The sequence below is a fragment of the Bacillus cereus genome (assembly GCF_002577405.1).
GTDB lineage: Bacteria > Bacillota > Bacilli > Bacillales > Bacillaceae_G > Bacillus_A > Bacillus_A cereus_AU.
In genome coordinates, this window is record NZ_NULR01000007.1 from 42,901 (window position 1) to 67,193 (window position 24,293).

Genomic DNA, 24,293 nt, shown 5'->3' on the forward strand with positions numbered 1-24,293 from the left:
CCTTTTTCAGAAAAATGTAAACAAATTAACGCTTTGCACTTTGGCATGATACTTGCAATGAAAATAGTATCAATATATAGAGGAGAGATAGAAATGAAGGTTAGTAAAATATACACAACAATTGATGCGCACGTAGCTGGGGAACCGCTTCGAATTATTACGGGCGGCGTGCCAGAGATAAAGGGAGAAACGCAGTTAGAAAGACGTGCATACTGCATGGAACATTTGGATCATCTTCGTGAAATTCTTATGTATGAACCGAGAGGGCATCACGGCATGTACGGTTGTATCATTACACCGCCTGCAAGTGCTCACGCTGATTTTGGCGTATTATTTATGCACAATGAAGGCTGGAGTACGATGTGTGGTCACGGCATTATCGCTGTTATTACAGTAGGAATTGAAACGGGCATGTTTGAAGTGACAGGTGAAAAACAAAAGTTCATTATTGATAGTCCTGCCGGGGAAGTTATTGCGTATGCAAAATTTAACGGGAGCGAAGTAGAGTCCGTATCATTTGAAAATGTTCCTTCGTTCGTATATAAGAAAGACGTTCCTATCAAAATAGATGACTATGAATTTCAAGTAGATATCGCATTTGGCGGAGCCTTTTATGCGGTAGTAGATAGTAAAGAATTTGGTTTGAAGGTCGATTTTAAAGATTTACCTGCAATTCAAGCGTGGGGCGGTAAAATTAAGCACTATATCGAGAGCCAGATGGAAGTAAAGCATCCACTGGAAGAAGGGTTAAAAGGAATATACGGCGTCATTTTTTCAGATGAACCGAAAGAAAAAGACGCTACGTTACGAAATGTAACGATCTTCGCTGACGGGCAAGTAGACCGTTCTCCTTGTGGCACAGGAACTTCCGCAAGAATCGCAACCCTTTTTGAAAAAGAGGCTTTACAAAAGGGAGAAATTTTCGTCCACGAATGCATTACTGATGGGAAATTCGAGGGAGAAGTATTGTCCGTAACAGAGGTAGATCAATATGAAGCAGTCATTCCGAAAGTAACCGGGAATGCATTTATTACAGGATTTCATCAGTTTGTAGTAGATCCGAGGGATGTTTTGAATCGGGGGTTTTTGTTAGCTTAATGTTTTCTTAAGGGGAGGGACCTTTGGATGAAGTGGTGGCGAAAATTAAATTTACCTGTGAAAATCTTGATAGGGGCATTAATCGGTATTGCGTTAGGGGTAGTATTTGGACCAAAAGTAGCTGTTTTAAAACCGATTGGGGATATATTTATTCGTTTATTACAAATGATTATCGTTCCTTTAACTTTTTTAAGCATCGTCTCAGGTATCGCACAACTTGAAAATCCGAAAATGTTACGAGCAATTGGCGGAAGAATTTTCATTTACTATGCAGTCACGGCTGTATTAGCGACAAGTATCGGCGTAGTAATTGCTTATATTATCAATCCTGGTAAAGGAGTAGAAGGACTTCTTGCGGGCGGGCAGAAATTTAAAGAAGAGGAATTTAGTTTTATAGATAATATCGTACAATGGTTTCCTTCTAACGTCATTCAAGCGGCTGCAGAAACAAGTATGCTTCAAATTATTATCTTTGCTATTTTTGTCGGCATGGCACTTATTCTTCTTGGTGATCAAGCGAAAGGAACTCGTAAATTAGTTCATGAAGGATCAAAAATAATGATTAAAATTGCGGAAATCGTTATTGGATTTGCTCCGTACGGAATTATGGCGTTAATTGCTCATGTAGTTGGCACATTTGGAGCAGACATGCTTACTGCGGTCGTTAGTTATGTAGTAGCTGATTATTTGTCATTGCTACTCATTGTGTTCATTATGTATCCAATTATATTGAAAGTTTTCGGGAAAATTGGCCCTATTCATTTCTATAAACAAGTGAGCCCAGCTATGATTGTAGCTGCTAGTACAACATCGAGTAGCGCAACGCTTCCAGTAACGATGGAAGTGGCGCAAAAAAGACTTCGTATCCCTGAATCGGTAGCTGGTTTCACCATTCCGCTTGGAGCTACTGTTAATATGAACGGATTATCAGCGGCGCTCGGTGTTTTAGCGGTCTTCGCATTAAATGTATACGGAATTCCAATTACATTTGGGCTTATTATGCAAACTGTATTTTTAGGAATCGTCCTTGCAGCGGGCTGTGCTGGAGTAAAAGGTGCGGACGTTATTACCGCGACCATTTTACTTTCTACACTAGGGCTTCCGCTAACAATTATCCCGATCATCGCAGCTGTTTCTCCGCTCGTTGACATGGGCCATACAGTTGTAAATATTACGGGTGATTTAGTAGGAGCGCAGGTCGTGAATGAAAATATAGCACAAAGTGAGGAGAAGAATATAGGAAAGGGTGAACAAATATGCTAGTCATAAGCGCGAACGAACAAAGAAACTTAGTAAATATGAACGAAGTCATTGAATACGCGGCGCTTGCCTTAAAAGAGTTTTCCGCAGAAAGAACGATTACACCAATACGCGGCTCATTACCATTTGCGGACGAGCAAAATACCGCGTTAATTATGCCTTCAGTCGCGGAAGGACTTGAAGCACTCGGTTTAAAAGTAGTAACAGTAGTCCCGCAGAACAAAAAGATAGGAAAGAAAACGATAAACGGGATTGTTATGCTATCAGACTTTCAAACGGGAGAACCACTCGCACTTTTAGAAGGATCCTACTTAACGATGATCCGAACAGGCGCCTTATCAGGAGTAGCGACAAAACATTTAGCTCGTCATAACGCAAAAACTTTATGCATCATCGGCACCGGTGAACAGGCGAAAGGAATTGCCGAAGCTGTATTCGCCGTTAGGGATATCGAAAAAGTCATTTTATACAATCGAACGGAAGAAAAAGCGTATGCATTTGCGCAATATATACAAGAGACATTCGACAAACCAGCTTACGTCTATGCAAGTCCAGATGAAGCAATAAGCGAAGCAGACATCATCGTCACAACAACGAACGCATCCACACCAGTCTTCACAGAAACATTGCAAAAAGGCGTACACATAAACGCCGTCGGCTCATTCAGACCGAGCATGCAAGAACTACCATCCCACGCCATCGCAAGCGCAAACAAAGTAGTAGTCGAATCAAAAGAAGCAGCACTAGAAGAAACAGGTGATCTTCAAATTCCGATAAAAGAAGGTCTATTCGAAGCTAGCAATCTCCACGCTGAACTTGGTCAAATTATAAGCGGAGAAAAAGCCGGCCGCGAAAACGATGAAGAGATTACTGTTTTCAAATCGGTTGGTTTGGCGGTAGTGGATATTATCGTTGCGAAGTATTTGTATGAAAAAGCGGTGGAGCGTGGAGTGGGGAATAAGATTGAGTTTTGAGGCTGCCTTTTGGTGGTCTTTTTCTTGTTGATAAGGGAGAAGTTATATGTTTTCAAGTGTAGGTTTGAAATAAATTCGTACTGTTTAAAAATAAGAAGGTAATCACACATTAGTCATATCTAATATGTGATTACCTTTTTTATTTAGCTGTCATGGCACCGTCTGCAACCACAGCACTACCAGTCATTGCTGATGATTCATCTGAGGCAAGGAATAAGGCTACATTCGCAATTTCGTCTGTATGAATGACACGACCAATCGGTTGGAAGTCATCAATACTATTTAGTACATTTTCAATACCACCCATTAAATTCGCATGTGCATCGTTAATGGTAGTATTCACCCAACCTGGACAAATACAATTGGCACGAATGTTTTCCTTAGCATAATCTAACGCTATGGCTTTGGTAAGCATTAATATAGCTCCTTTGGAAGCCACATATGCAGATAACATAGGCTCTGCAACTAAGCTGTTTACAGATCCTAAATTAATGATAGATCCGCCACCACTTTTTCTCAGTTCAGGGATACCGAACTTGGTCGTAAGATACATGGATTTCACATTTACATCCATCGTTCGGTCCCACACCTCTTCCGTAATATTCTCAATTTTCCCAGGAACATTTATCCCCGCATTATTACAAATAACATGTAAAGCGCCAAAATGTTCCACAGTATAATTGATTAAATTTTGAACTTGATTGGAATCTGAAACATCTATACGGAAAAATTCAGCATCGCCACCAGCATTTTGTATTTCCTCTACGACATCCGCTCCTTGGTCGATGATATCACTCACCACGACTTTCGCTCCTTCTTTAGCGAATCGTTTTGCAATAGCTGCGCCAATGCCTCTTCCAGCTCCTGTTACAATCGCAACTTTCCCTAACAATCTCATATGCCATTCCTCCATTAAATTGTATTACTCTCGGAATGCAGGTGGTTTTATTTTATATCCTCCTGATTTAACTGCTCCTACCGTAATTCCGAGAACCAACCAGCAAGCACCAAAAATAAACGTCTTGAGGGTAAATCCTGACCAAACAAAAGTAACAATGCCAAAACCAATTAAAGGCATAACCAAATAATATATAAAAGATTTCAAACCACGATTTTTCTTTTTAAAGAAAAAGTACCAAAAAACACATAAATTTAAAATCATAAATGAAGTAACGGCCCCAAAGTTAACAAACATTAAGATTGTTTCTGTTGGTAACACGAGAACAGTAACGGCACATATGATGGCAGACAAATAAGTTGAATTGACTGGTGATTGATATTTAGGGTGAATCTTCTTAAAAACATTTGAAAATGGTAGAAGATTGTCACGACTCATAGAAAAGAGAATTCTAGAGGTTGCTGCCATACAGTTTAAATTTACTGCTCCGGCTATAGCAACTACGTTGATAAGGATTATTACTATGTAAAAGGCGGTACCACCAGCTTCTTTCAAAATATTAAAGTACCCTAAATCTGGATCAAGGTTGGCATAGTTTGGATGAATCAAATGTGCGATATACGCTTGAGCCACAAAGAAAAATCCGATAAATACAATAGAAAGAACCGTTGCCTTTCCAACAGTTTTTCTTGGTTCTGTCGCCTCTTCCGACAGCGTACTGATCCCATCAAAACCTAAGAAACCAAGGACGGCGATTGTAGTTGAAGTAGCAATCAATCCAAAATTGAAATGTTCAGATTGGAAGAATGGATCAAGGGTAAATCCACCAGTGCCGTGACCTCCTATAAACACATAGTTAATACCAACAATCAATACGGCTGCAATGACGACGACTTGTACATAAAACATAATCATGTTCATTCGAGAAGTAACTGTGATTCCTCGGATATTAATATACGTATTAATAGCAATAAACAGCAACGCCCATACCGAAGAAGGGACAGTAGGAAAAATTCCGGTCATCCAGTTTCCAGTCATCGAATACAACAATGCAGGCAGTAGCACATAGTCAGCAAGGATAATCCAGCCTGCTACGAATCCAACATGCGGATTTACTGCACGTTGGATGTACGAATATACAGATCCAGATATAGGGAACTCCTTTGCCATATGGCTATAGCTGTAGGCAGTAAACAACATGGCAATTACCCCTACGATATACACCAAACATGACATACCAAAACTTTGCTGTGCTACCATTCCATACACTTGCATCGGCGCCAATGGAGCCATAAAGACCATGCCATAAATGGTCAGCTCTTTTAAACCAAGGCTTCGCTTTAATTCTTGTTTGTATCCAAATTGACTTATTTCAGTTTCAATCTGAGACATAGATTCACCCCTTTTTTAATATATTAAGAGTATTATAGTGAAAATTCTGAATATTTTCAATAATGTTTTTCAAAGTCATTATCTAAAATGTTACTGATGGGATTAGTGCAAAATTAGATCTGTTTGCTAATAAAATTTTAGATAAATATCCGCAAGAAATTGTTGAATATTATTGGAGAAAATTAACAAGACCGGGAGGCATGGGGCGGGGGTTCTGATGTGGTATTGGTTGCGGGGAACTACAGGTTTATTTTAATTTAAATGTATATATATAAATTCTAAAAAAGTGGTATATAATCGATAAGGATGAAAACGGTTTATGAACCAATAAGAAAGGAATATAAAATATGGAGGAATGGATTGCAAGTCAGAAAGAAACCAACCATCATAAAATAGCGATAACATTATTTCCTATCAGTCTATTTTTAGGGTATATCCATCCAGGATTATTTGGTTTGGGATTATTTTTATTTTTTATTATTACATCATTTAAATTATTGAAGAAAATGCTATTTTTTATGCTCATACTAGGCATAATATCGGTCATTCTTCCTTTTTTAGCACCAATTATTTTTATTGTTATGCTCGTTCTCTTTTTTATGAGAATTCAGTTTGTGCTAAAAAATTGGAGGCCTTTTTTAGCTGGATTGCTTGTATATGGAATTGCGGCTATTTTACTAGCCAGAATGAGTTTTGATCCTACTAGTGCTTCTTTAGCCTATGATTCTTCACCTAGTAAATTAATGGAGTCTATTATTGTTTCGGGTTTAGGGTTTATTGGCATAAGAACAACGTTAATTTGGTTGTATGGTCATAATTATAGTAGTTATGCAGCTCTTGGAATTATGGGAAGCGTACCTCTTATTATCATTTCTTTCATTTTGCCATTTTTAAAAATGCATGTTGGTGGAGATGTTTATGTCGCAGAACCAGGAATGGTTGATGGACACGCTGTTACAGGAGAAACAGTTGTACATTCTTCAGATGCGCATATAACTAAAGGAACGAACGTACAACATGTACAATCATATGTAAGAACAGCGCCAGACGGAGACGTAACAAATAACTTATCGTATCACGGTCCAGATGCGAAACCTGTGAATCCAGAAACGGTAGCGGTAAAAGGATACGTGAGAACAGCGCCAGACGGAGACGTAACGAATAACTTATCATATCACGGTCCGGATGCAAAGCCAGTGAATCCAGATATGGTAGCGGTGAAAGGCCATGTAAGAACAGCGCCAGACGGAGACGTAACGAATAACTTGTCGTATCATGGTCCAGATGCAAAGCCGGTCAATCCAGATATGGTAGCGGTGAAAGGCCATATAAGAACAGCGCCAGACGGAGACGTAACGAATAACTTATCATACCATGGTCCGGATGCGAATTTTGTAAATGTAGAAGCGCAAGGAAATGATCATGTAAAAGTTACTTCAGATACTAAGGGTTCTTCACAGTGGGGAAGCATGACTCCAGAACAGAAAGAAACAGCCTTGAATGTATTTAGTGGAACATTAGTTGGACAAGGCATGATAGATAAATTGTTAAAACGTGTGGATCCGAAGAAAGGACGGAATCGTTTTTGCGGACATTGTGGTAAGGAAAGGTCTGGGAACGAACGATTTTGTGTCTCATGTGGAGGTAGTCTGGAAGAGGATGAACAAGTTCCGAAACAAACAGATAATAGGAAGAAAGGGAACTTTATTCTATTCAGTATTATCGGAGCAATCATTGTAATAACAGCGATACTTATGATGAAAAATTCATTTTTCTCAGAGGATGATAAAGTAGCAACTTCGGTAGAAACTAGTGAAGTAGAAGACGAACAACTAAACGCTGTAACACTATTAGATATAGATGGTTATTGGGTAGACAAAAGTAAGGATAGTCATGTTGAAATTCGTGTAGCTGAAGATAAAAAAGGTGAAATCACCGTTTATAACGGTGAAGAAAACGCTACATACTTATTCAAACAACAAGAGAGTGATGAGAAAAAGATTAGTTTGCGCATCTATGAAGCGAAATCTAACTTAGAAACATTCACACCATTTAATGTTCGTGTAAATGTAATAGATGACGAGAACATTGAGTTAATAAGACAAGGGTATGGAGCAGCAACCCTCTCACTTACACAAATAACGAAAGAAGAATTTATGAACTACTATGAGCCTGTTGATAAAAGAGAAACATATACAGGTGAAAACGAGCAATCAAACAATACAAAAACAAAAATACCATTCACACAGATAGAAGGTGACTGGGTTAATACAAGCGGTGGAGATGACATTGCTTTCATATTAGGTGAAGGAGAAAGAAGTGGTGAGTTAATTGTTGCACAGGAACAGCCAGGTGGTGGCAGACTCCCGCAATATAAATTTTATGTAAGCTCTGAGCCAAAGAATGGAGACAATACATACATCATCGCAGTAAAGCAAAACTCAGGTGAGTATAGAAATGTAGAGTTAACGTTGACGGAAGATCAATTGCGGATGAAGATGGATGGACGGGAGAGTATTTATAGAAAGGGAGAGGGGAGTTAGGTTCTCCTCTTTTTTTTATCTTGTTATTTGTATCCCCTTCAAATTTGGCTGAATAAAAGAAAGTAGTTGAATTTAAAAAAATCGAAGTTCATATTTTTATAATATTGGGGACCAGATATATCCTTTTATAAGGAAAAAATAGTATAATCATATTGCTGGAATGATTATACAAATTTTGTCATGGGTCTTTCAAAAAAATATTAGAAACGGACAAAAGTTGTCCACCCTCATATGGTATAGTAATCGTGTAACGAAGTGGAAGAATAAGGATATATTCTGTAGTTGAAACATCTATTTTTAAATAATGTTATATTATGTTTTTATGAAGGTTGGTGAAAAATTTGAACGAACGTGAGAAAAAAACAATAAGACTTTTATCTTTATATGATCGTCTATGTAAGGGGAACGTGTTAATAAAGAAAGATGAAACAGACAATTTTGGAGTTCATCCGAAAACAATTAAAAGAGATTTAGAAGAAATAGAGTTGTATTTAGAAATGAATTCGGGTAATTCATTACAATTAGAACAGGACGATAAAAAACAACAAGTTCATTTGTCACGTAGTAGTGATTTATGGCTTAGCAAAGAAGAAATCCTATCATTAGGAAAAGTTTTGCTAGAAACAAGAGCTTTTTCAAAGAATGAAATGAATACGTTACTTGATAAAATTATGAATCAATCAGCACCGAAAGATCGTGATTTTATTAAAGATGTTATGCGAAATGAACGTCATCACTATGAGCCATTACAACATCAATGTTCTTTACTTCAAATGATATGGGATATTAGTGATGCGGTTAGAACGAAGAAGTTGTTGGAAATGGAATATAAAAAAGAAGCGGCAACAGAAGCAACTAAAAGACAAGTAAAACCAGTAGGAATTCTATTTTCTGAGTATTATTTTTACTTAGCGGCTTTTCCAGTAGAACGTGACTTTGAATTTCCGACGATTTATCGAATGGACCGAATTACAAACTATGAAATTCAAAAGGAGCATTTTAAAGTTAACTATACAGATCGTTTTGAAGAAGGAGAATTTCGAAAGAAAATTCAATTTATGCATTCAGGGCCGTTAATGGATCTTACATTCCGTTTTTCAGGCGCATCACTACAAGCTGTATTAGATCGCCTCCCAACTGCACGTGTCGTATCTCAAGACGCAGATGGTGCCATCATTGAAGCGAAAGTATTTGGTAAGGGAATCAAAATGTGGTTACTAAGCCAAGGACCTTTTGTTGAGGTGTTGAAGCCAGTGGAGTTTCGCGAGGAGCTGAAGGAGAGTTTGGGGAAGATGTTGGGGAAGTATGAATAGGACTAAGGTATAGTGAAATTTTAAAAATGAGTCACTATTAAATCTTTTTAATATAGTTATCATTTGGTAAATGCATGGTTATTTAAATGGAGGATCAAATATGAATCTTTTATTGTTAGATTCGAGATTATATAAGATTGAAACCGGTGAAGATTGGTTTTTAAATGAGGAAATTATTATATATGACGAAAACAATTTTGATGATACTATAAAAACAATTTTAAAAGAGTATGGTATCCCGGGGTGTCGACTATTTGTTCTTGATCATGTTTATAAAAATCTTCAAGGAGTTAGAAATGTATTTCCAATTAGTGGGCTACTACAGAGGGTGTCTTGTTTTGAGCAAGGATATGATGGAATCAGAGCAATCCATATATCTTTTGGAAATTCGTCATATTTTGTTATTAAAGATGGTAACAAGAAGGAATATGTAATTTATTTTACAAATCAAGATTTTATTCTGAAAGATAAGTCAAAGTTTATTAGTTCTATTTTAGGTCTGAATGAAGAAATTAGCTGGGAAAATAGTGATGAGCTATTTCGTAGATTGAAATTGAAAGTGAAAGAGATGAACTGGAATAGAGTGGATAAAGTATTTATTGACCTTTCAAGCATGGATGAATCAGAATTTGTGTTTAATTTTTCAGGAAAGAGTTGGCATAAAAAATTAGCTTGGAAAGTTAATAAGAATTGGGAGAAGTATAGCGAAGGGCAAAAAGAAGATATTGTTGGAGCTTATCGTAGCATGTCTAGAAAAAAAGCAGATGAGTATATTCAATGTAAATATTTTGGAGCAAAATCATGTGATTTAAGAGTAGGAGTTGTTAGCCCATTTACATATGGTAAATCTGCTTTTATGAATAGTCTATTGCACATGCCGCTATTACAAGAGGATATATTAGTGAAGACAGCAAAAGTTACTGAAATATCGTATGATGATCGCTATATTATTACGAATAAGAGTCATCTTAAATATGCTTTTACTTATGAAGAATATCAGAGTGCTGATCTTTTCAAAGAGAGGTTAAGCTTAATAACGACAGATTTAGAACTTGAAAAATGTTCGACTATTGAAGTTATGTTACCCCATTATGCGAGGGATAAGCGCATACAGTATATCGATACACCAGGCTTGTTCGGAAAGATAAGAGAGCATGATGATATAACAGAAGCGTATATAAAAAACTTAGATATTGTTATTTATCTTTTAAATCCATTACAAATTGGTTTTCAGCCATATATAGAAAAGATTAAAGAATTCCAAAAGAAATACAATAAAAAATGTATCTTAGTAGTTAATAAAATGGATTTAGTTCCTAAAGAAGATGATCGAATTAAATTGGAGCAAGAGATTCGACAGGGAATTTTAAATCAAATTGAGGCAGAAAAGATATTTTTTGTTTCATCTTACTTTGCTAGTCGAGCTAGATATTGCCAAGCAAGTTATTTGACAATGGATGATATTCGGCGTGATCAGTCATTATATGTGAAAAAAGATTTAGAAATTATTAGTGGGCGTGGGCTTGTAGAGGGTGATTTAAAAATTATGGAATCTATGAGTGGGATTCAAGAAGTTGAAAAGTTCTTGATCAATGAAACCACGGCGCAATTTATTAATTAGAAATGAAAGTACTTCCTCTTATAGGAGACGGAACTTTGTGAGGTGAAAAAATTGAAAGTTAATGTTTATACAAAAAAAGACGAGCAGTTTGATCGTTTCATGTACATGATTGAAGACATGAATGAAGACATGAATGAAGATTTAGGATTTCAATTTGATAAGAAAACGTTTGGTGATGACTCTTTAGAGGAGAGTTCACATTACTCCGTCTTTCTCTTAAATACTCATTTTGCTAATAATGTTTGGTTAGTTGAACAAGTACAAATGTTAAAAGACAAAGGTGCTCATGATCAAAGCTTTCTATTTATTTTAATCGATAGGGAACGTGTTAAGGATGCAGACCTAATATTGATTGAGAAAGATTTGGAAAAATCATTACAGAAATTTATTCATAATCCTAATATTATTTCAATGTCCCTAGCAGGATATGAAGCTTATATGAATAAAGATGATCGGTTTATATTTTGGAATGAACAAGTGAAAGAGTACTGTAGCATTAAGCAATTAAATAATAATAATGAATACATGCTGCTATTTAATAAATTTTTAGGCATTGATACATTAAAACAATATTTTGTTCTTTGGTCAGAAAATAAACTGTTATTATTGAGAAATTCATCAATTCCAACAGTTATTGGTAAGAATATTCCAGAAATAATTATAGAAGAGATTGAACAAAAATTAGGATGTAGTGTGGCTATTTTTAATAAACAATCCGAATTCGAAGTGATGAGTAATAATTCGGGTGTCATATCTTTTGTTGCAGTGGATGCATTGAACGAGGCTAATGACATTTTAAGTTGTCATAGCAATGTGAATGTAATTGTTCTTAATCCGGATGAGGCATCTTTGAATCGGGATTTAAATCAACGTCTGATGCCGTTTTTCGAGAGTGTATATGAGAAGAGGAACTTTCCTAAAGGGGTATTAGAAAAGGACGAGGAACTGCTTATATTAGACGAGAAGGGTTATCCAATGCCGAAATATAAAGTTGATAATTGGAATGAAGAAATATTAAGATCAAGTGGCTTATTGAAGATTTTAAATAAAGTAGAGGAAGTGACAAAATGATTGAAACAACGAAAATTAAATTAGACTTAACAAAAAAATATATGGAAGAAAAAGTTGCTGAAGCAAATATATCAGAAAGCATTCTCCAATCAATGGAATTTGAGGAGAATCTTAAGAGATTGAATGATGGAGTTTTTAAAATTGGGGTAGTAGCACCTTTTAGCGCTGGGAAATCAACATTTATAAATAGCTTACTAGAATTTGATTTATTATCTACAAGTATTTTAGTAGAAACTGCTGCAATAACAACGGTTAGATATGGAACTGAGCCAAAAGTAGTTATTAATTATCGTGATGGATCAATCATGGAGTTTCCGGAAAAAGGTCAAATATTTAGCTCGTTTGAATTGAAAGATCAACTGAAACGATATACAGCAGTTAATCGTATTGAAGATGATGAACTTGTTGTAGAGAATGATATTAGTTCGGTTGATGTATATTGGCCAATTGAATTATGTAAAAATGGTGTGGAAATAATTGATACACCTGGTCTTTTCGCACCATATGAAGCACATAGTAAAATTACTTCTTCAATTTTAGCAAGTGTGAATGCAGTTATATTTATTATAGATCCAACAACAGTCGGTGAAGTTAACTTCATGCGTGTAATTAAAGAGTACGTGGAGAATGCAAAGAGAAGTACGATAGATAATTCAGATCGACATATTTTCTTTGCTGTAAATAAATTAGATCAGTATCCTGAGGCGGAAGTTGAGAAAGCATATTGGGAATTACATAAAGTGCTTGAAGGAGTTATTAGTACACCGAAAATCTTTAAAGTATCATCTTATTTTGGCTTGATAACAGCGATGTATGAGAATGGATACATAAACTTAGAGGATATTCGTAAGGATGAAACGATTAAATTTGTGGATCAAGAGGGTTATCCGGTATCTGGAAGATCGATTCAAGAGAGTGATATACCGTTTATAAAGGAAGTAAGCCAAATCCATGCAGTAAAAGATAGTTTAGGTATGTACTTCGAAGAAAAAAATTCGTATTTAATTGAAGATATCTTTAAAAAGTATCATCGTGCTTTAGACGTAGAGTTACGATCCATTAATGAAAGTTTACAAGTGACAAAAACTCAGTTGAAACAAGGTACAGATGAGTTTAATGGGAAAATTGAAGAGTTAAAAGATATTTTCGATTCAAGTATTCGGAAGTTGAAGAAAGACATTAAAAATACTGTGGAAGAGATGGTAGAGGATAGCTCGGATATACAGAAGAAAACGTTGATGAATAAGATGCGAAAACGTTTTGATGAAGATGCTCCTATGGTAGCCGAAGATTGGTTAGGTGAAATGCAAAGGGTGTGGAGATCTGATAAACGAAAATTAACGCGCTATAATTCAGAAGAAGTCGCAAATGATTTCTTTGTTTTAATGGATGCTAAAGTAGAAACTACGAAGCAATCATCTAATCAGAAAAACTTTGAATTGATTCAAAAAGAGCTGTTAAAGGTTGTTGAAGAATGTGCTGAAATCTTTAGTGATATGGAGCGTTCGTTTAATAAAATTTATGAAGAGAAATTAGAAATAGATGCTACAGAATCCTCTTTCTTTGATCTTCAAGAAATAATTCGTGAATTAGAAATTGAAATTGAGAAGATGTTTAGAGGTAATTCTGTTGAGGGTATAAGAAAGAGTGTAGAAGAGGATATTGAATATAGAAGAATCATACGTACAAGCACGGAGAGAATACCTGGTTTTCGCAATTGGCTAAAAAGTTGGATTGGTAAAGAGGAACGTCGTGAGGTGTTTGATACGGATGCTTTTATTGAAGATGTAAGTCATGAGGTAAGAATGGGGATTGAAGAAACACACGGTGAATTGATACAGAGCCTCCGTAAAATGGGAGGGAAAACATACGATGAAATACCTAGTTTGGTGGAAAATGTAATACAGAAACATCTATTAGACACAAGAATTAAATACTATAGTCAATGGAAACAACAACAATTAAATAAATTAGAAGAACAGAGTAGAGAAAGTAAAACAGGGCTACAGCAACAAATTGAAAATTTAGATGTGCGCAGATTGTATTTGATAGGGATTAGTGACCAGGTATCTGAGAAATACCTAGAGATTCAAAATTTAGAGGTTCAAAGATTAGAAGAAGTGGAGCTGGTTTAATGGATTTCCGTAAATATGAGTATAACATACAGCAGTTTTTGGATCATAACTATACTAATCTCAAAAATATTAAAGTAGGTGCTTCAGAAGAGTCCATACAAGGGTTTATAAAAAATGAAGTCGCAAGTATCAATAGTTATACAAGAGGATTATTGAAAGAAATTAGAAGAGATGTTGGAAACTACTTAGATGAGCGCTTTGAACCTGCACAAGCTGATGATTTAATGGAACGATTTAGAAAGTTAATGCCAGAGGTACCTATAGAACCAATCCAGCTAGAGAAACGGGAGGTATTTCCAGAGCCAATCCAGCTAGAGAAACGAGAGGTATCTGCATTAGAAAGATTTGAGAAACGTCGTGAAAAGGAATTACCGGCTATAATTACTGAAAATATAACGCCAATATCTATATGTACGGGGGCGGTTAGCGCAGCAATAGTGACAGGGGTGAAGTTCGCAACAGTGGAAGAACTAAGTTTTCTCGTAGGTGCAAAGACTCTAGGGCTCACATTTGTAATTGTAGCCGGAATGACGTGCGCGATAATAAAAATTTTAGATATACAAGGAAAAACACAAGAAGTCTATATTAAAGGTAGTGAGTCACCGATAGATACGCGTTCAACAAAGACAAGGACCCGAGGTGAACTTAAGAGAACTACTATTGAAACAGCTTTAGTAGTACGCCGTAAAGAAATGGAAGTCAAATTACTAAAAGCAATTAGTGATTCAGAGAGACAGTTTGAGAAAATAGTAAATGGATGATTAATTGATAGAGGGTGACTACTGTAATGAGAAGTTTCGAAGATATGGAAGTTATTCAAATGCAACAAAAAAAGTTTTTTAATAGCGCTTCTTTTAAGCTAAGAGAATGCACTGAAGAGCCTGTCACATTACCTTTTCAGGAAATCAATGAAATTTTTTTAGAGTCAGATAGTGAAGTGTCATTTGAGAAGCAGCTACAAGATGTAGCTGTACGGTTTTCTTTAATGCTGACAGCGGCAAAAGGACGGGGAATTACATTAATATCAGGAAATGGATCAGGGAAGCTATCTATTGGCTTCTCTGATTATCAAGAGACAGTATGTAGGAATACATTACTTTCAAGTATTCCAAGTGTGACATTTAATCATAAAGAAAATGTAATACCTACATATAATCATGTAGGTGCTATATCTTGTATGCCGACATTCGATGAAGAAAATGAAAATAGTGTTTCTTGGTTATCATTATTTCTTAGAGCGAATTATATGAAAAGATTTTCAGTTTGTATGGTTTCGCAAAAAATGGATGACTCAGAAATTTTAGTTGCACTTGAAAAGGAATATGCAAAATGGTTTCCAAAACAAAAAATACAAAAGTCTATATCAGAATCAGAAAGCACTCAAGTACAAAAAGGAGAAAACATTTCACGCGGAGGGAATGCGGTTGTAATAAGCAAAAATGAATCGACTAATGAAAGTACTACTCGCGGAACAGATTATTCTACAGATGAATCAATAGAGTATGCGAGCTACCTTGTAGAGCAGTATTGTGAGTTATTAAAATATCACATGGATAGGCAGCATTTAGCAAAATCGATAGGACTATTCCAAAATGTTATATATGTATCTGCGGATGAGGAAAGTGTACTTCAAAATGCAGTTGGTGCATTGAGTGCTGCAACAATGATTGAAAAACATGGACAACTAGTAACGCTTTATCAGCAAGAAAATTTAAGAAGATATATGGAAAGTGCAACCATTCCATATGAAATTGATACTTTTTCGTATTTGAAAGGGTACTGTTCACCAATTTCGAACGTTTTACATTCGAAAGAGTTATCAGTATTGTATAGACTTCCCAGCCAATCATATGATGGATATGAAATAAAGGTAGTAAATGATTTTGAAGTTAGTGTTCAATACAATTGTGAGAAAAATAAGGCATGGAAATTAGGTAGTTTATTTCAAAGAAATCAGATTACTAGTAAAGAAGTTTATATTCCGTACGCTAATATACGACAACATTGCTTAATAAGTGGTATTACAGGTAGTGGGAAAACAAATACAATTATGTCACTTCTTCAAAATAGTCCTGTGCCGTTCTTAATTATAGAACCGTCTAAGCAAGAATATCGCCATTTGACGAGCCTTATTCCAAATATAAAAGTATTTACACCTGGTAATGAGCAACTGTCGCCTATTAGATTGAATCCATTCTATTTTCCAAATGGAATTTCGGTAATGAGCCATATTGACTCATTAAAGGCTGTATTTATGTCTGCATTTTCTATGTATGCTTCAATGCCAAATATTTTAGAACAGTGTTTATACGCTGTTTATCAAAAGATGGGCTGGGACTTAAATACATCTAAAAATATTTATGCTACAGATGGATTGTTAAATGAGCATTATCCAACGTTAGAGCTACTCTACGAGGAAATAGATGAATACTTATCAAAATCAGGTTATGCTGAAGAACAAAAGTCGAATATTCGTGCAGCGCTTTTAACGAGATTGAAAAGCTTAATGACAGGTAGTAAAGGAAAGTTGCTTAATACCGTTGAAACGTTTGATTTTGCAGATTTATTAAAGTATCCAACTGTAATAGAGCTTGAAGAAATAGCGGATGAGGATGATAAAGCACTTATAATTGGATTGTTCTTTATTAGATTATCTGAGCAATTAAAAGTTTCAAGTGAAGAAGTTATTGATGCTGAATTGCAGCATTTTACGGTTATAGAAGAAGCGCATAGATTATTTAAAAATCATAGTGAGAGTCAGAATCCGGAAATAGCTAATACAAAAGGAAAAGCAGTAGAGTACTTCTGTAACTTATTAAGTGAAATTCGTTCACGAGGTGAAGGGATTATCATAGTCGATCAAGTTCCAACTAAACTAGCACCGGATGCTTTGAAAAATACAGACACTAAGATTATACATAGACTAGTATCTCAAGACGATGCTGAATATGTTGCACAATCTCTAGCAATATCGAAAGAAAATGATTTATTATTCTTATCACAATTAAAACGAGGAGAAGTCTTGTTTTTCACTAGTGGTATGTATAATGCAGCATATGTAAAGGTGGACTCTATCAAAGAGAAAGTGAAGTTTACATCTTTAGAAGCTTTACAAGAAAATGCTAGAGAATATAATGCATTTATCCAAAATGATGTGTTAGTTCATCCAATTGCAGATCATATTTTGTCTCAAGACAGTGTTTTAGAAAAACAATTATTAAACCATTTCCGTCGTTTCTATTTCAATATTTTATATGGAGATACTCTGGAATTTAATCAGGTTTTAGAAAAAAATAAAGCGTATATTTTAAAAATTGTAGAGAAGTTTGGTTATACGATTCCTTCTATGCAACAATCAATATTTGTTTCTGCGCTATTATTGGGGATTTTGAAGAAATACTTGAAAGAAAAAACGTATTTTAAGGGCTATCGAGGTACTTGTGAAGAAGTGAATTATTGTTTTACAAGGTTACTTGAAAATATTGATTACAAGTGGTCCAAAAAAGAGTTAATGCAATTTGATGTTCAGAGAAGTACACGGATTTATCCGCAATTAATAATCGCCGCTGAGAGAAAATTATTTGCAGAACCAGCGAATATGTGGATGCAAACAAAACGAAATGTTGTAGATGGTGATGTTGTCCTGTTATCCGCATATTTAATAGAATCGGGAATCTTTAAGCTTATAGATTTAGAGAAAGAACCTATAGAGAATGCAAGGGCGTTATATGAAGAGTGTAAGAGTTCAATTCAAAATCAATTTTTGAAATGGAATTGGAATGCTGTTACACAACAATTAATATATCGTACATTAATCCAATTAACGAATGGTTATGATGAGAACTTGCATAAACAGTTTGCATATTGGATTGAGGAGGAATTAATTCAATGGTAGTAATAGAAGCTGTAGCTATAACAGCTGAGAAGGTTGCAGAGGTTGCGGAGGTTGCTGTAAAGGAATTGGCACAAATAGAGCAGACTTTTCCAAATATTGAAGATGCGGTTGAGACCCTTAATAGTCAAGGGATAGATCAGGGGTATAGAGAGGCATTGCGAATTGAGCAGCCAGTACAAAATGATGCTCAGTTTAAAACAGTTAATGAGGCGATTGAAAATGCAAGTGAAGCAGAGGTTGCGATTTATAAGAATGCTGAACTTGAGTTAAAAGAAATCAATGGGCGTGAGGTACTTCAACGGACCGATATTGATTATGATGCAGTTGACGCGTTTGGACAAACTAATTTAGAGCGTATGGCTGAAGGGAAAGCTCCATTAGTTGATGGTAAACCAATCGAGTTACACCACATTGGACAGAAAATGGAAAGCCCATTAGCTGAGTTGACAAGAATGGAGCACCGAGGTCCAGGCAATGATACAATTCTTCATGATAAATTAAAAGACTCCGAAATTAATCGTACACAGTTTAACGCAGAAAAAGAAGCGCATTGGAAAACTAGAGCAGCGCAAATAAATATTGAGCGAGGTTTATAAGTATGGAACAATTTATTGTAGTTATGAAAGAAAAAGGTGTCAAATATATTGGGGGAGTTAGTGCGGCTGAAATAAAACAAGCTGAAGAAGAATTGCAGTTTAATTTTCCAGAACAATATAAGAAATTTTTAAGTGAATTAGGTATCATATCTCTTAATGGTCATGAAGTTTTTGGGTTAGGTACTAGTGGATATTTGAATGTTGTAGAGGCGACTCTTGAAGAGAGACAGTTTGAAAAAGCATTAACAACAGATTATATTGTTATAGAAAATAGGGGATCCGAAGGAATTCTTATTTTGTTACATAAAGATGGAATGGTTTATGAATGTGCGAATGGTTCGGTGAAACTTATTTTTAATTCTTTAGTAGATTATCTTAGCAAAGAAGTTATATAAAATATTTAGTTTGAAAGTATAAAATATGAGTATTTTGGCCGCATAAAGAGAAGATTTAAAGGATGACTCCATTCATTAGAATGAATGGAGTTTTTTGCGTTTGGACAAAGAATGGAAGTTAAAATCTAGGTGATACTTATAGAATTGAAAAGATTTTTCTATATAGAAAGGGTGTAGTTTTATGTTTGTCACAAGAAGACAGATTGTTATTAGTTGCATGGAAAACCGAATTGGTTAGCCAAATAGCGTTAACTGCACATTCTCTAATGGTAGACGAGTTATATACTAAAGAGAATGCTGTAGAAGAATTAATTAAAAATGTAAATAGGATGGTATCAGATACTCCGAGAATTTATTGAGTGTCAATGTTGAAGTAGATGAAGTCATCTTCTAAGTTAACCATTTAGAGGATGATTTTTTATGGGGAATTTATCTATCTAAAACAAAAAGCGGACAAAATCTGTCCACTTGAATTCGATATAATTAAATATATAAAAAAAGGAACGCCTTGGGAATCCGGTTTTTGTTCAATTGTGCAATTCAAATTTAATAGTTATGGAGGAAATAAAATGAAAAAAATTATGGGAAGTATATTACTAAGTGCTATTTTACTAGCGACAGGTTGTAGTAAAGATGATGTGGATGAAGCTGTAAATAAAGCAGATAAAAAGGTAAAGGAGGAAGTTGCAGTAGCTACTACAAAAGATCATGAACATGTACAACAAATAAAAACTGCTAAACTACCAGGTTATGAGAAGATGACGATAGAAGAAGCTTTTCATAAATTTTTTAAGAATCCGAAATGGAAATATTTCGTTTCTGAAGATCATGAAGATCTCGTAGAGTTTACAGGGAATTGCGTATATCAAGAACAAGAAGTAAAAGCTAAAATTCAATTTGTTTTAAACAAAGAGGATCAAACATTTAAATTAAAGGCAATGGCTTTAAATGATATAGCGCAAAATGAGCTTACAACAGCTGCGATGTTACATTCTATATATGATGTAAATAATAATGAAGCAAAAAATGAAGAGGAAAATAATAATAATGAATTAAAAGAAGAGAAACCGGAAGGATCAGTAAAGGCAGATTCGTACTTTGAAGAAGATAAGAGTATAGAAGAGGAAAAACCAGAAGGATCGGTTAAAGCCGATTCATACTTTGAAGGAGATAGGAATGTAGAAGAGAAGCCAGAGGGATCGGTGAAGGCAGATTCATATTTTGAAGAAGATAAGAGTATAGAAGAGGAAAAACCAGAAGGATCGGTTAAAGCCGATTCATATTTTGAAGAAGATGAGAATGTAGAAGAGAAACCGGAAGGATCGGTAAAGGCGGATTCATATTTTGAAGAAGAGTAATATTGTGAAGGCTGTTTCGGTTGCTCGTTCAAAGAAAAATGTACAAAAGCAAAACATAGGATTTGCCCTGAAGAAGGAGCACAAATCTAAGCCAAACTAAAACGGGGAAAATAACAAATCCCAAAGAGAAAATTTGTTTTTTCTTTTTGTTGGGAAAGCACGTAAAGTAAGATAACGTGTTAAAAAACATTTTGAAGATAATGTATCACCAATTAAAAATCATCGTGATGAAGTGTATCGTATTGATGTATGTATTGTAGAAGATCCGATGGAAAGAGAAATTTACGAAACATATATGATTAACGAATTTCAAGCGAAGGATAATGAGGGTAAAGTATTTTATAAATAACATCAACGTAAACCATGATCTTGGTACTACATCAAGATCATGGCTTTTTTATATGCAATAAAAACAATTGATTATTCTTAATCATTCGACAAAATGCAGCAATTTAAGGTTGTATTTTTTGCTATGATGAGTAAGGAATTTATATATCGTGTTATTGGGGGATAAAAAGAGATGTTGAAAAAATTTATTACATGTATTTTAGGTGGCGCTTTAGTATTCAATTTATCTGGTTGCGACAATACATCCGACAAAACTTCTTCAGAATCTAAAGAAACCAATTCTAAACAAGAAGAAAAGAAAGTGCAAACAACTGATGAGGCGAAAACGAAAGAGAATACAAAGCAGAAAAATACAGAACAAACAAAAGTAAAAGAAAAAGAGTATGCTGTAAACAAAGATTTTCATACACCTAAATTTGATGTAACTGTAAAAAGAGTTGTAGAAAGAGATAAGGTTGGTAAAGAAAGTATAGGATTCCAAAAACCTGAAGATGGACATGTCTTTATTGCTGTAGAAGTAGAAGGGAAAAATATTACAAACGAATCGATGAAATTAGCCTTTTTACCATCAGTGGATTTAGTGGATGAAAATGATAATGCTTACCAAAATGATGTGTGGGCAGCTAGTACTTATGCGGTTGAAAAAGGCGAGACCTCTACTATTACTAAGGAATTAAAACCAGGGGAGGTAATGAGAGAAAGTAAAGTTTACGTGATCAATAAAGAAAAATTTGATACAGGAAAATGGTATGTACTTGTTAACCATGAGTATAAGGAACAAATTAAATAGTGTTTATTTATTAAGAGGAGATGGCTCCTCTTTTTTTTGTTACAAGTTAACACAAAATTTCGTTCTGAGGACACTATTAAATTTTTAAGTTGATGGAGATAGGACGCTACCCCTAGATGAAGAGATTACTATTTTCAAATCAGTTGGTTTGGCTGTAGTAGATATTATCGTTGCGAAGTATTTGTATGAGAAAGCGGTGGAGCAAAGGGTTGGGAATAGGATTGAGTTTTGAGAGGCTACCTTTTGGTGGTCTTTTCTTGTTTGGTGTGGGATTGGTTGCTAGTTTTTGGGGGTAGAACGCGCGGAATTTGTCGGTTAGTCGATATGTTGTGTCGAATCGCTTATATATTTTTGGTGGGGGTGTTTTGCTAAGCAAGTTTCATTGTATGTGAAAATGCTACAAAACAACAAAGATATACTATGATTTGATTTTATCGTAAAAGAAATTATTTCCAATTTTAATTCGACAAAATATGACAAACGGACTGTAACTGTTTCTGTTATGATAATCTCGGAAATCTTACATTTTATCATTCGAAATGAGGTAATCAAGGTGAAATCTAAAGGTGTTGCGTATTTATTACATATTTTCTTCGGATTCTTAGGGGCAGGACGTTTTTATGTTGGTGATATCGGAATGGGTATCTTAAATCTTTTAACTATGGGTGGATTCGGTATTTTATGGCTGGTTGATTTGTTCCTATTAAGTGGACGTGTTGATTATAGAAACGCTCTATTCGCCGCTCGCACTGCTGGGAATAATAACTTAAATGCGATCAATAACGTGAATACAGTTCAAGTTAATATTGATTCTAACATGCTTAAAAACATGCAAGCTGAACCTGCTGCTACACAAGAAAACAAAACTGACTTATCTAAGAATTAATTATGAGAGCACTCGAAAGGGTGTTTTTATTTTACTCTCAGACATGAATAAAATAAGGGGTGATGTTCATGAAGAAAATGTATATTACATTTTTTCTAATGACATTAATTGGTCTGTTATCTGGGTGTGGTCCAGATCTTAAAGCAGCAGAAAATTATTCAAAGGAAATTCTAGATAAAACTGATCTCGCAAAATACATAAAAGACGTTAAGTATGTAGAAGGTAGTAAATTAGAAGACAATGCACTGTATAAATACGAAATTGATATACAAGCAAACGTAACGAACGATTTCTATGACCTTTCCAAAAGAGAACAATATTTGCTTATGCAAGGCGCTATAATAGATCTGGTTGGAAAAGCTGATCGGTTTGTTTATTGTGGAGATTAAGATTGTCGTTATGGAGAAATGAGATTAAAAAATACAGATAGTACTTTTTCTATGGTAATGGAACGATATTCTACTTCTGATTTAAATTATGAAATGAAAATAAGTGATTTTGTAGCTTATACACGTACCGATTTAAAAAATGATACACCGTCATCTTCAGAAAGTTCTATGACGACTAGTGCCACAGGTAAATCATCTACTGCTAATTCAAATGGACAATACGCAAGTAACGGAATAAGTTATATGGTTATATTCGACTTTATGAAACAACAGTATGCCATCCTAACAAATAATGATGAAAATTATATCCCTGAAGTACATGATCCCCAGGTTGCTGAAATAGCTGCTAAACGTTTTGGGATTACAGCTGAAGAGGCTGGATACATTTATGAAAAAGTACAAATGGATGCTTTTAACTAAAATATGGATTTGAAAAGACATCTTTATGGTGTCTTTTCTTTAATAAAAATAATCAACTTAAGAAATTGGTTGTTCCGTAGAAAAACGTACAACAATAAAGTGAACATAGAAGAAATAGAAATCGTTGCGTCAAACATTCAAGGAGCAGGATGGGACTTAACAGCGTGGGCAATGCAAAAAACACTGACAAAAGAAAAAAACAATCACAGTCACAAACAAAGTAGGTGGCACCTGGCCTAGGAAACGACGATCACCTATCATTCGTACAAGTAAGCAAAGCATTCGGCATAAACCCTGCTGAACTACAATTCTTCGTCTACGAAAACAAAGGGAAAATCATAAACGCCCTAACGAACAAACAAATAGGCGCCGCAGTCATGACCCTATCCGAAGCCGAAAAACAATACAAAGTCGGCAAAATAAAAATACTAGCCGTATCAGCACCAAAACGCCTAGACCGACTACCAGAAATCCCAACGTGGAAAGAACAAGGAATCGACGTTGTTTTCCAACACTGGAAAGGGATTATGGGGCCGGAAGATATGATGGAGGAAGAGGGGTTGGGAGGGATTTTATAAGGATAGTGGGGAGAGTAGGGGGTTTTTGGAGGAGAGTAGTGGTTGGTATGGGGGGATGATTGGTGGGGCTAGAGTTGATAAGTAATTTTAGCAACCTGTACTCATGAAATATTGATATCATTCTTAGTATATTTATTTAGAAGTGTAAACGTATAGATTATGTAGTATGAAAAAGTTTTTACATAATTGTTTCCTTTAATTGAAATAATACGTTATTATAATTTTATAAATTAAGATAGAAAGGGAAATAAAATGGATGTTAATAATATAGAGTTACCAGAATCACTAAAAGAACTACTTTGGGACGGGTGGATACTCCTTGGTTTCATATTT

19 protein-coding genes and 3 pseudogenes are annotated in these 24,293 nt (G+C 35.1%); 20 read left to right on the forward strand and 2 right to left on the reverse strand.

Annotated features, from left to right (window positions below; translation table 11 throughout):
* The first annotated feature begins 45 nt into the window (after positions 1-45).
* Genes COC96_RS10750 through COC96_RS10760 form a run of 3 tightly spaced genes read left to right on the forward strand, consistent with a single transcriptional unit; the run spans position 46 to position 3,332 of the window.
* Complete coding sequence (locus tag COC96_RS10750; RefSeq protein WP_098768767.1) at positions 46-1,098, forward strand: proline racemase family protein; 1,053 nt, start codon at positions 46-48, stop codon at positions 1,096-1,098.
* A 27-nt stretch (positions 1,099-1,125) separates the two neighbouring features.
* Positions 1,126-2,361, forward strand: coding sequence for a dicarboxylate/amino acid:cation symporter (locus COC96_RS10755; protein WP_098269575.1), 1,236 nt, complete (start codon positions 1,126-1,128; stop codon positions 2,359-2,361).
* Entirely contained in the window at positions 2,355-3,332 is a 978-nt protein-coding gene (locus tag COC96_RS10760; RefSeq protein ID WP_098768768.1) for an ornithine cyclodeaminase family protein, read from the forward strand. The genes COC96_RS10755 and COC96_RS10760 overlap by 7 nt, the downstream gene beginning before the upstream one ends.
* A 139-nt stretch (positions 3,333-3,471) precedes the next feature.
* Here the strand turns inward: COC96_RS10760 and COC96_RS10765 are convergent, their stop codons facing one another.
* Positions 3,472-4,230, reverse strand: coding sequence for an SDR family NAD(P)-dependent oxidoreductase (locus COC96_RS10765; RefSeq protein ID WP_098768769.1), 759 nt, complete (start codon positions 4,228-4,230; stop codon positions 3,472-3,474).
* Positions 4,231-4,254: 24 nt separating this feature from the next.
* The gene (locus COC96_RS10770; RefSeq protein WP_098768770.1) at positions 4,255-5,622 is read right to left on the reverse strand and encodes an APC family permease; all 1,368 of its coding nucleotides are present in this window, start codon (positions 5,620-5,622) and stop codon (positions 4,255-4,257) included.
* Positions 5,623-5,969: 347 nt separating this feature from the next.
* Here COC96_RS10770 and COC96_RS10775 point away from each other — a divergent pair, with 347 nt between their 5' ends.
* The 17 genes and pseudogenes from COC96_RS10775 to COC96_RS10850 form a co-directional block, all read left to right on the forward strand.
* Positions 5,970-8,165: a hypothetical protein gene (locus tag COC96_RS10775; RefSeq protein WP_098768771.1), complete on the forward strand. Its 2,196-nt coding sequence runs from the start codon at positions 5,970-5,972 to the stop codon at positions 8,163-8,165.
* Positions 8,166-8,506: 341 nt separating this feature from the next.
* Positions 8,507-9,478 (forward strand): helix-turn-helix transcriptional regulator, encoded by a 972-nt coding sequence (locus tag COC96_RS10780; protein ID WP_141536085.1) that lies wholly within the window; start codon positions 8,507-8,509, stop codon positions 9,476-9,478.
* Positions 9,479-9,578: 100 nt separating this feature from the next.
* Positions 9,579-11,099 carry a dynamin family protein gene (locus COC96_RS10785; protein ID WP_255287983.1) on the forward strand — a complete coding sequence of 507 codons (1,521 nt, stop codon included), beginning with the start codon at positions 9,579-9,581 and terminating at the stop codon, positions 11,097-11,099.
* Between the two features lie 42 nt (positions 11,100-11,141).
* The gene (locus COC96_RS10790) at positions 11,142-12,170 is read left to right on the forward strand and encodes a hypothetical protein (protein ID WP_098768772.1); all 1,029 of its coding nucleotides are present in this window, start codon (positions 11,142-11,144) and stop codon (positions 12,168-12,170) included.
* A complete protein-coding gene (locus COC96_RS10795; RefSeq protein ID WP_098768773.1) occupies positions 12,167-14,305 on the forward strand; it encodes a dynamin family protein in 2,139 nt (712 codons plus the stop codon). The genes COC96_RS10790 and COC96_RS10795 overlap by 4 nt, the downstream gene beginning before the upstream one ends.
* Positions 14,305-15,066 carry a hypothetical protein gene (locus tag COC96_RS10800; RefSeq protein WP_098269582.1) on the forward strand — a complete coding sequence of 254 codons (762 nt, stop codon included), beginning with the start codon at positions 14,305-14,307 and terminating at the stop codon, positions 15,064-15,066. The genes COC96_RS10795 and COC96_RS10800 overlap by 1 nt, the downstream gene beginning before the upstream one ends.
* Before the next feature lie 26 nt (positions 15,067-15,092).
* Entirely contained in the window at positions 15,093-18,200 is a 3,108-nt protein-coding gene (locus COC96_RS10805) for an ATP-binding protein (protein ID WP_225316049.1), read from the forward strand.
* Complete coding sequence (locus COC96_RS10810) at positions 18,194-18,796, forward strand: HNH/ENDO VII family nuclease (protein WP_098269584.1); 603 nt, start codon at positions 18,194-18,196, stop codon at positions 18,794-18,796. Before COC96_RS10805 ends, COC96_RS10810 begins: the two co-directional genes overlap by 7 nt.
* A 2-nt stretch (positions 18,797-18,798) precedes the next feature.
* Positions 18,799-19,191, forward strand: coding sequence for an SMI1/KNR4 family protein (locus COC96_RS10815; RefSeq protein WP_098269585.1), 393 nt, complete (start codon positions 18,799-18,801; stop codon positions 19,189-19,191).
* 569 nt (positions 19,192-19,760) lie between these two features.
* The gene (locus tag COC96_RS10820) at positions 19,761-20,549 is read left to right on the forward strand and encodes a hypothetical protein (RefSeq protein WP_098768827.1); all 789 of its coding nucleotides are present in this window, start codon (positions 19,761-19,763) and stop codon (positions 20,547-20,549) included.
* A 142-nt stretch (positions 20,550-20,691) separates the two neighbouring features.
* A pseudogene (locus COC96_RS10825) lies at positions 20,692-20,898 on the forward strand (GIY-YIG nuclease family protein); the annotation flags it as partial.
* Positions 20,899-21,069: 171 nt separating this feature from the next.
* The gene (locus tag COC96_RS10830) at positions 21,070-21,687 is read left to right on the forward strand and encodes a DUF4352 domain-containing protein (protein WP_098768774.1); all 618 of its coding nucleotides are present in this window, start codon (positions 21,070-21,072) and stop codon (positions 21,685-21,687) included.
* Between the two features lie 115 nt (positions 21,688-21,802).
* Positions 21,803-21,919, forward strand: a pseudogene (locus COC96_RS10835) (ornithine cyclodeaminase family protein); the annotation flags it as partial.
* A 321-nt stretch (positions 21,920-22,240) separates the two neighbouring features.
* Positions 22,241-22,573 (forward strand): TM2 domain-containing protein, encoded by a 333-nt coding sequence (locus COC96_RS10840; protein ID WP_098252867.1) that lies wholly within the window; start codon positions 22,241-22,243, stop codon positions 22,571-22,573.
* A 68-nt stretch (positions 22,574-22,641) separates the two neighbouring features.
* Entirely contained in the window at positions 22,642-22,962 is a 321-nt protein-coding gene (locus COC96_RS27985) for a hypothetical protein (protein ID WP_257201730.1), read from the forward strand.
* Positions 22,963-23,013: 51 nt separating this feature from the next.
* Positions 23,014-23,382: a hypothetical protein gene (locus tag COC96_RS27990; RefSeq protein WP_257201731.1), complete on the forward strand. Its 369-nt coding sequence runs from the start codon at positions 23,014-23,016 to the stop codon at positions 23,380-23,382.
* Positions 23,383-23,463: 81 nt separating this feature from the next.
* Positions 23,464-24,045: pseudogene (locus tag COC96_RS10850) on the forward strand (tripartite tricarboxylate transporter substrate-binding protein); the annotation flags it as partial.
* Positions 24,046-24,293 lie beyond the last annotated feature (248 nt).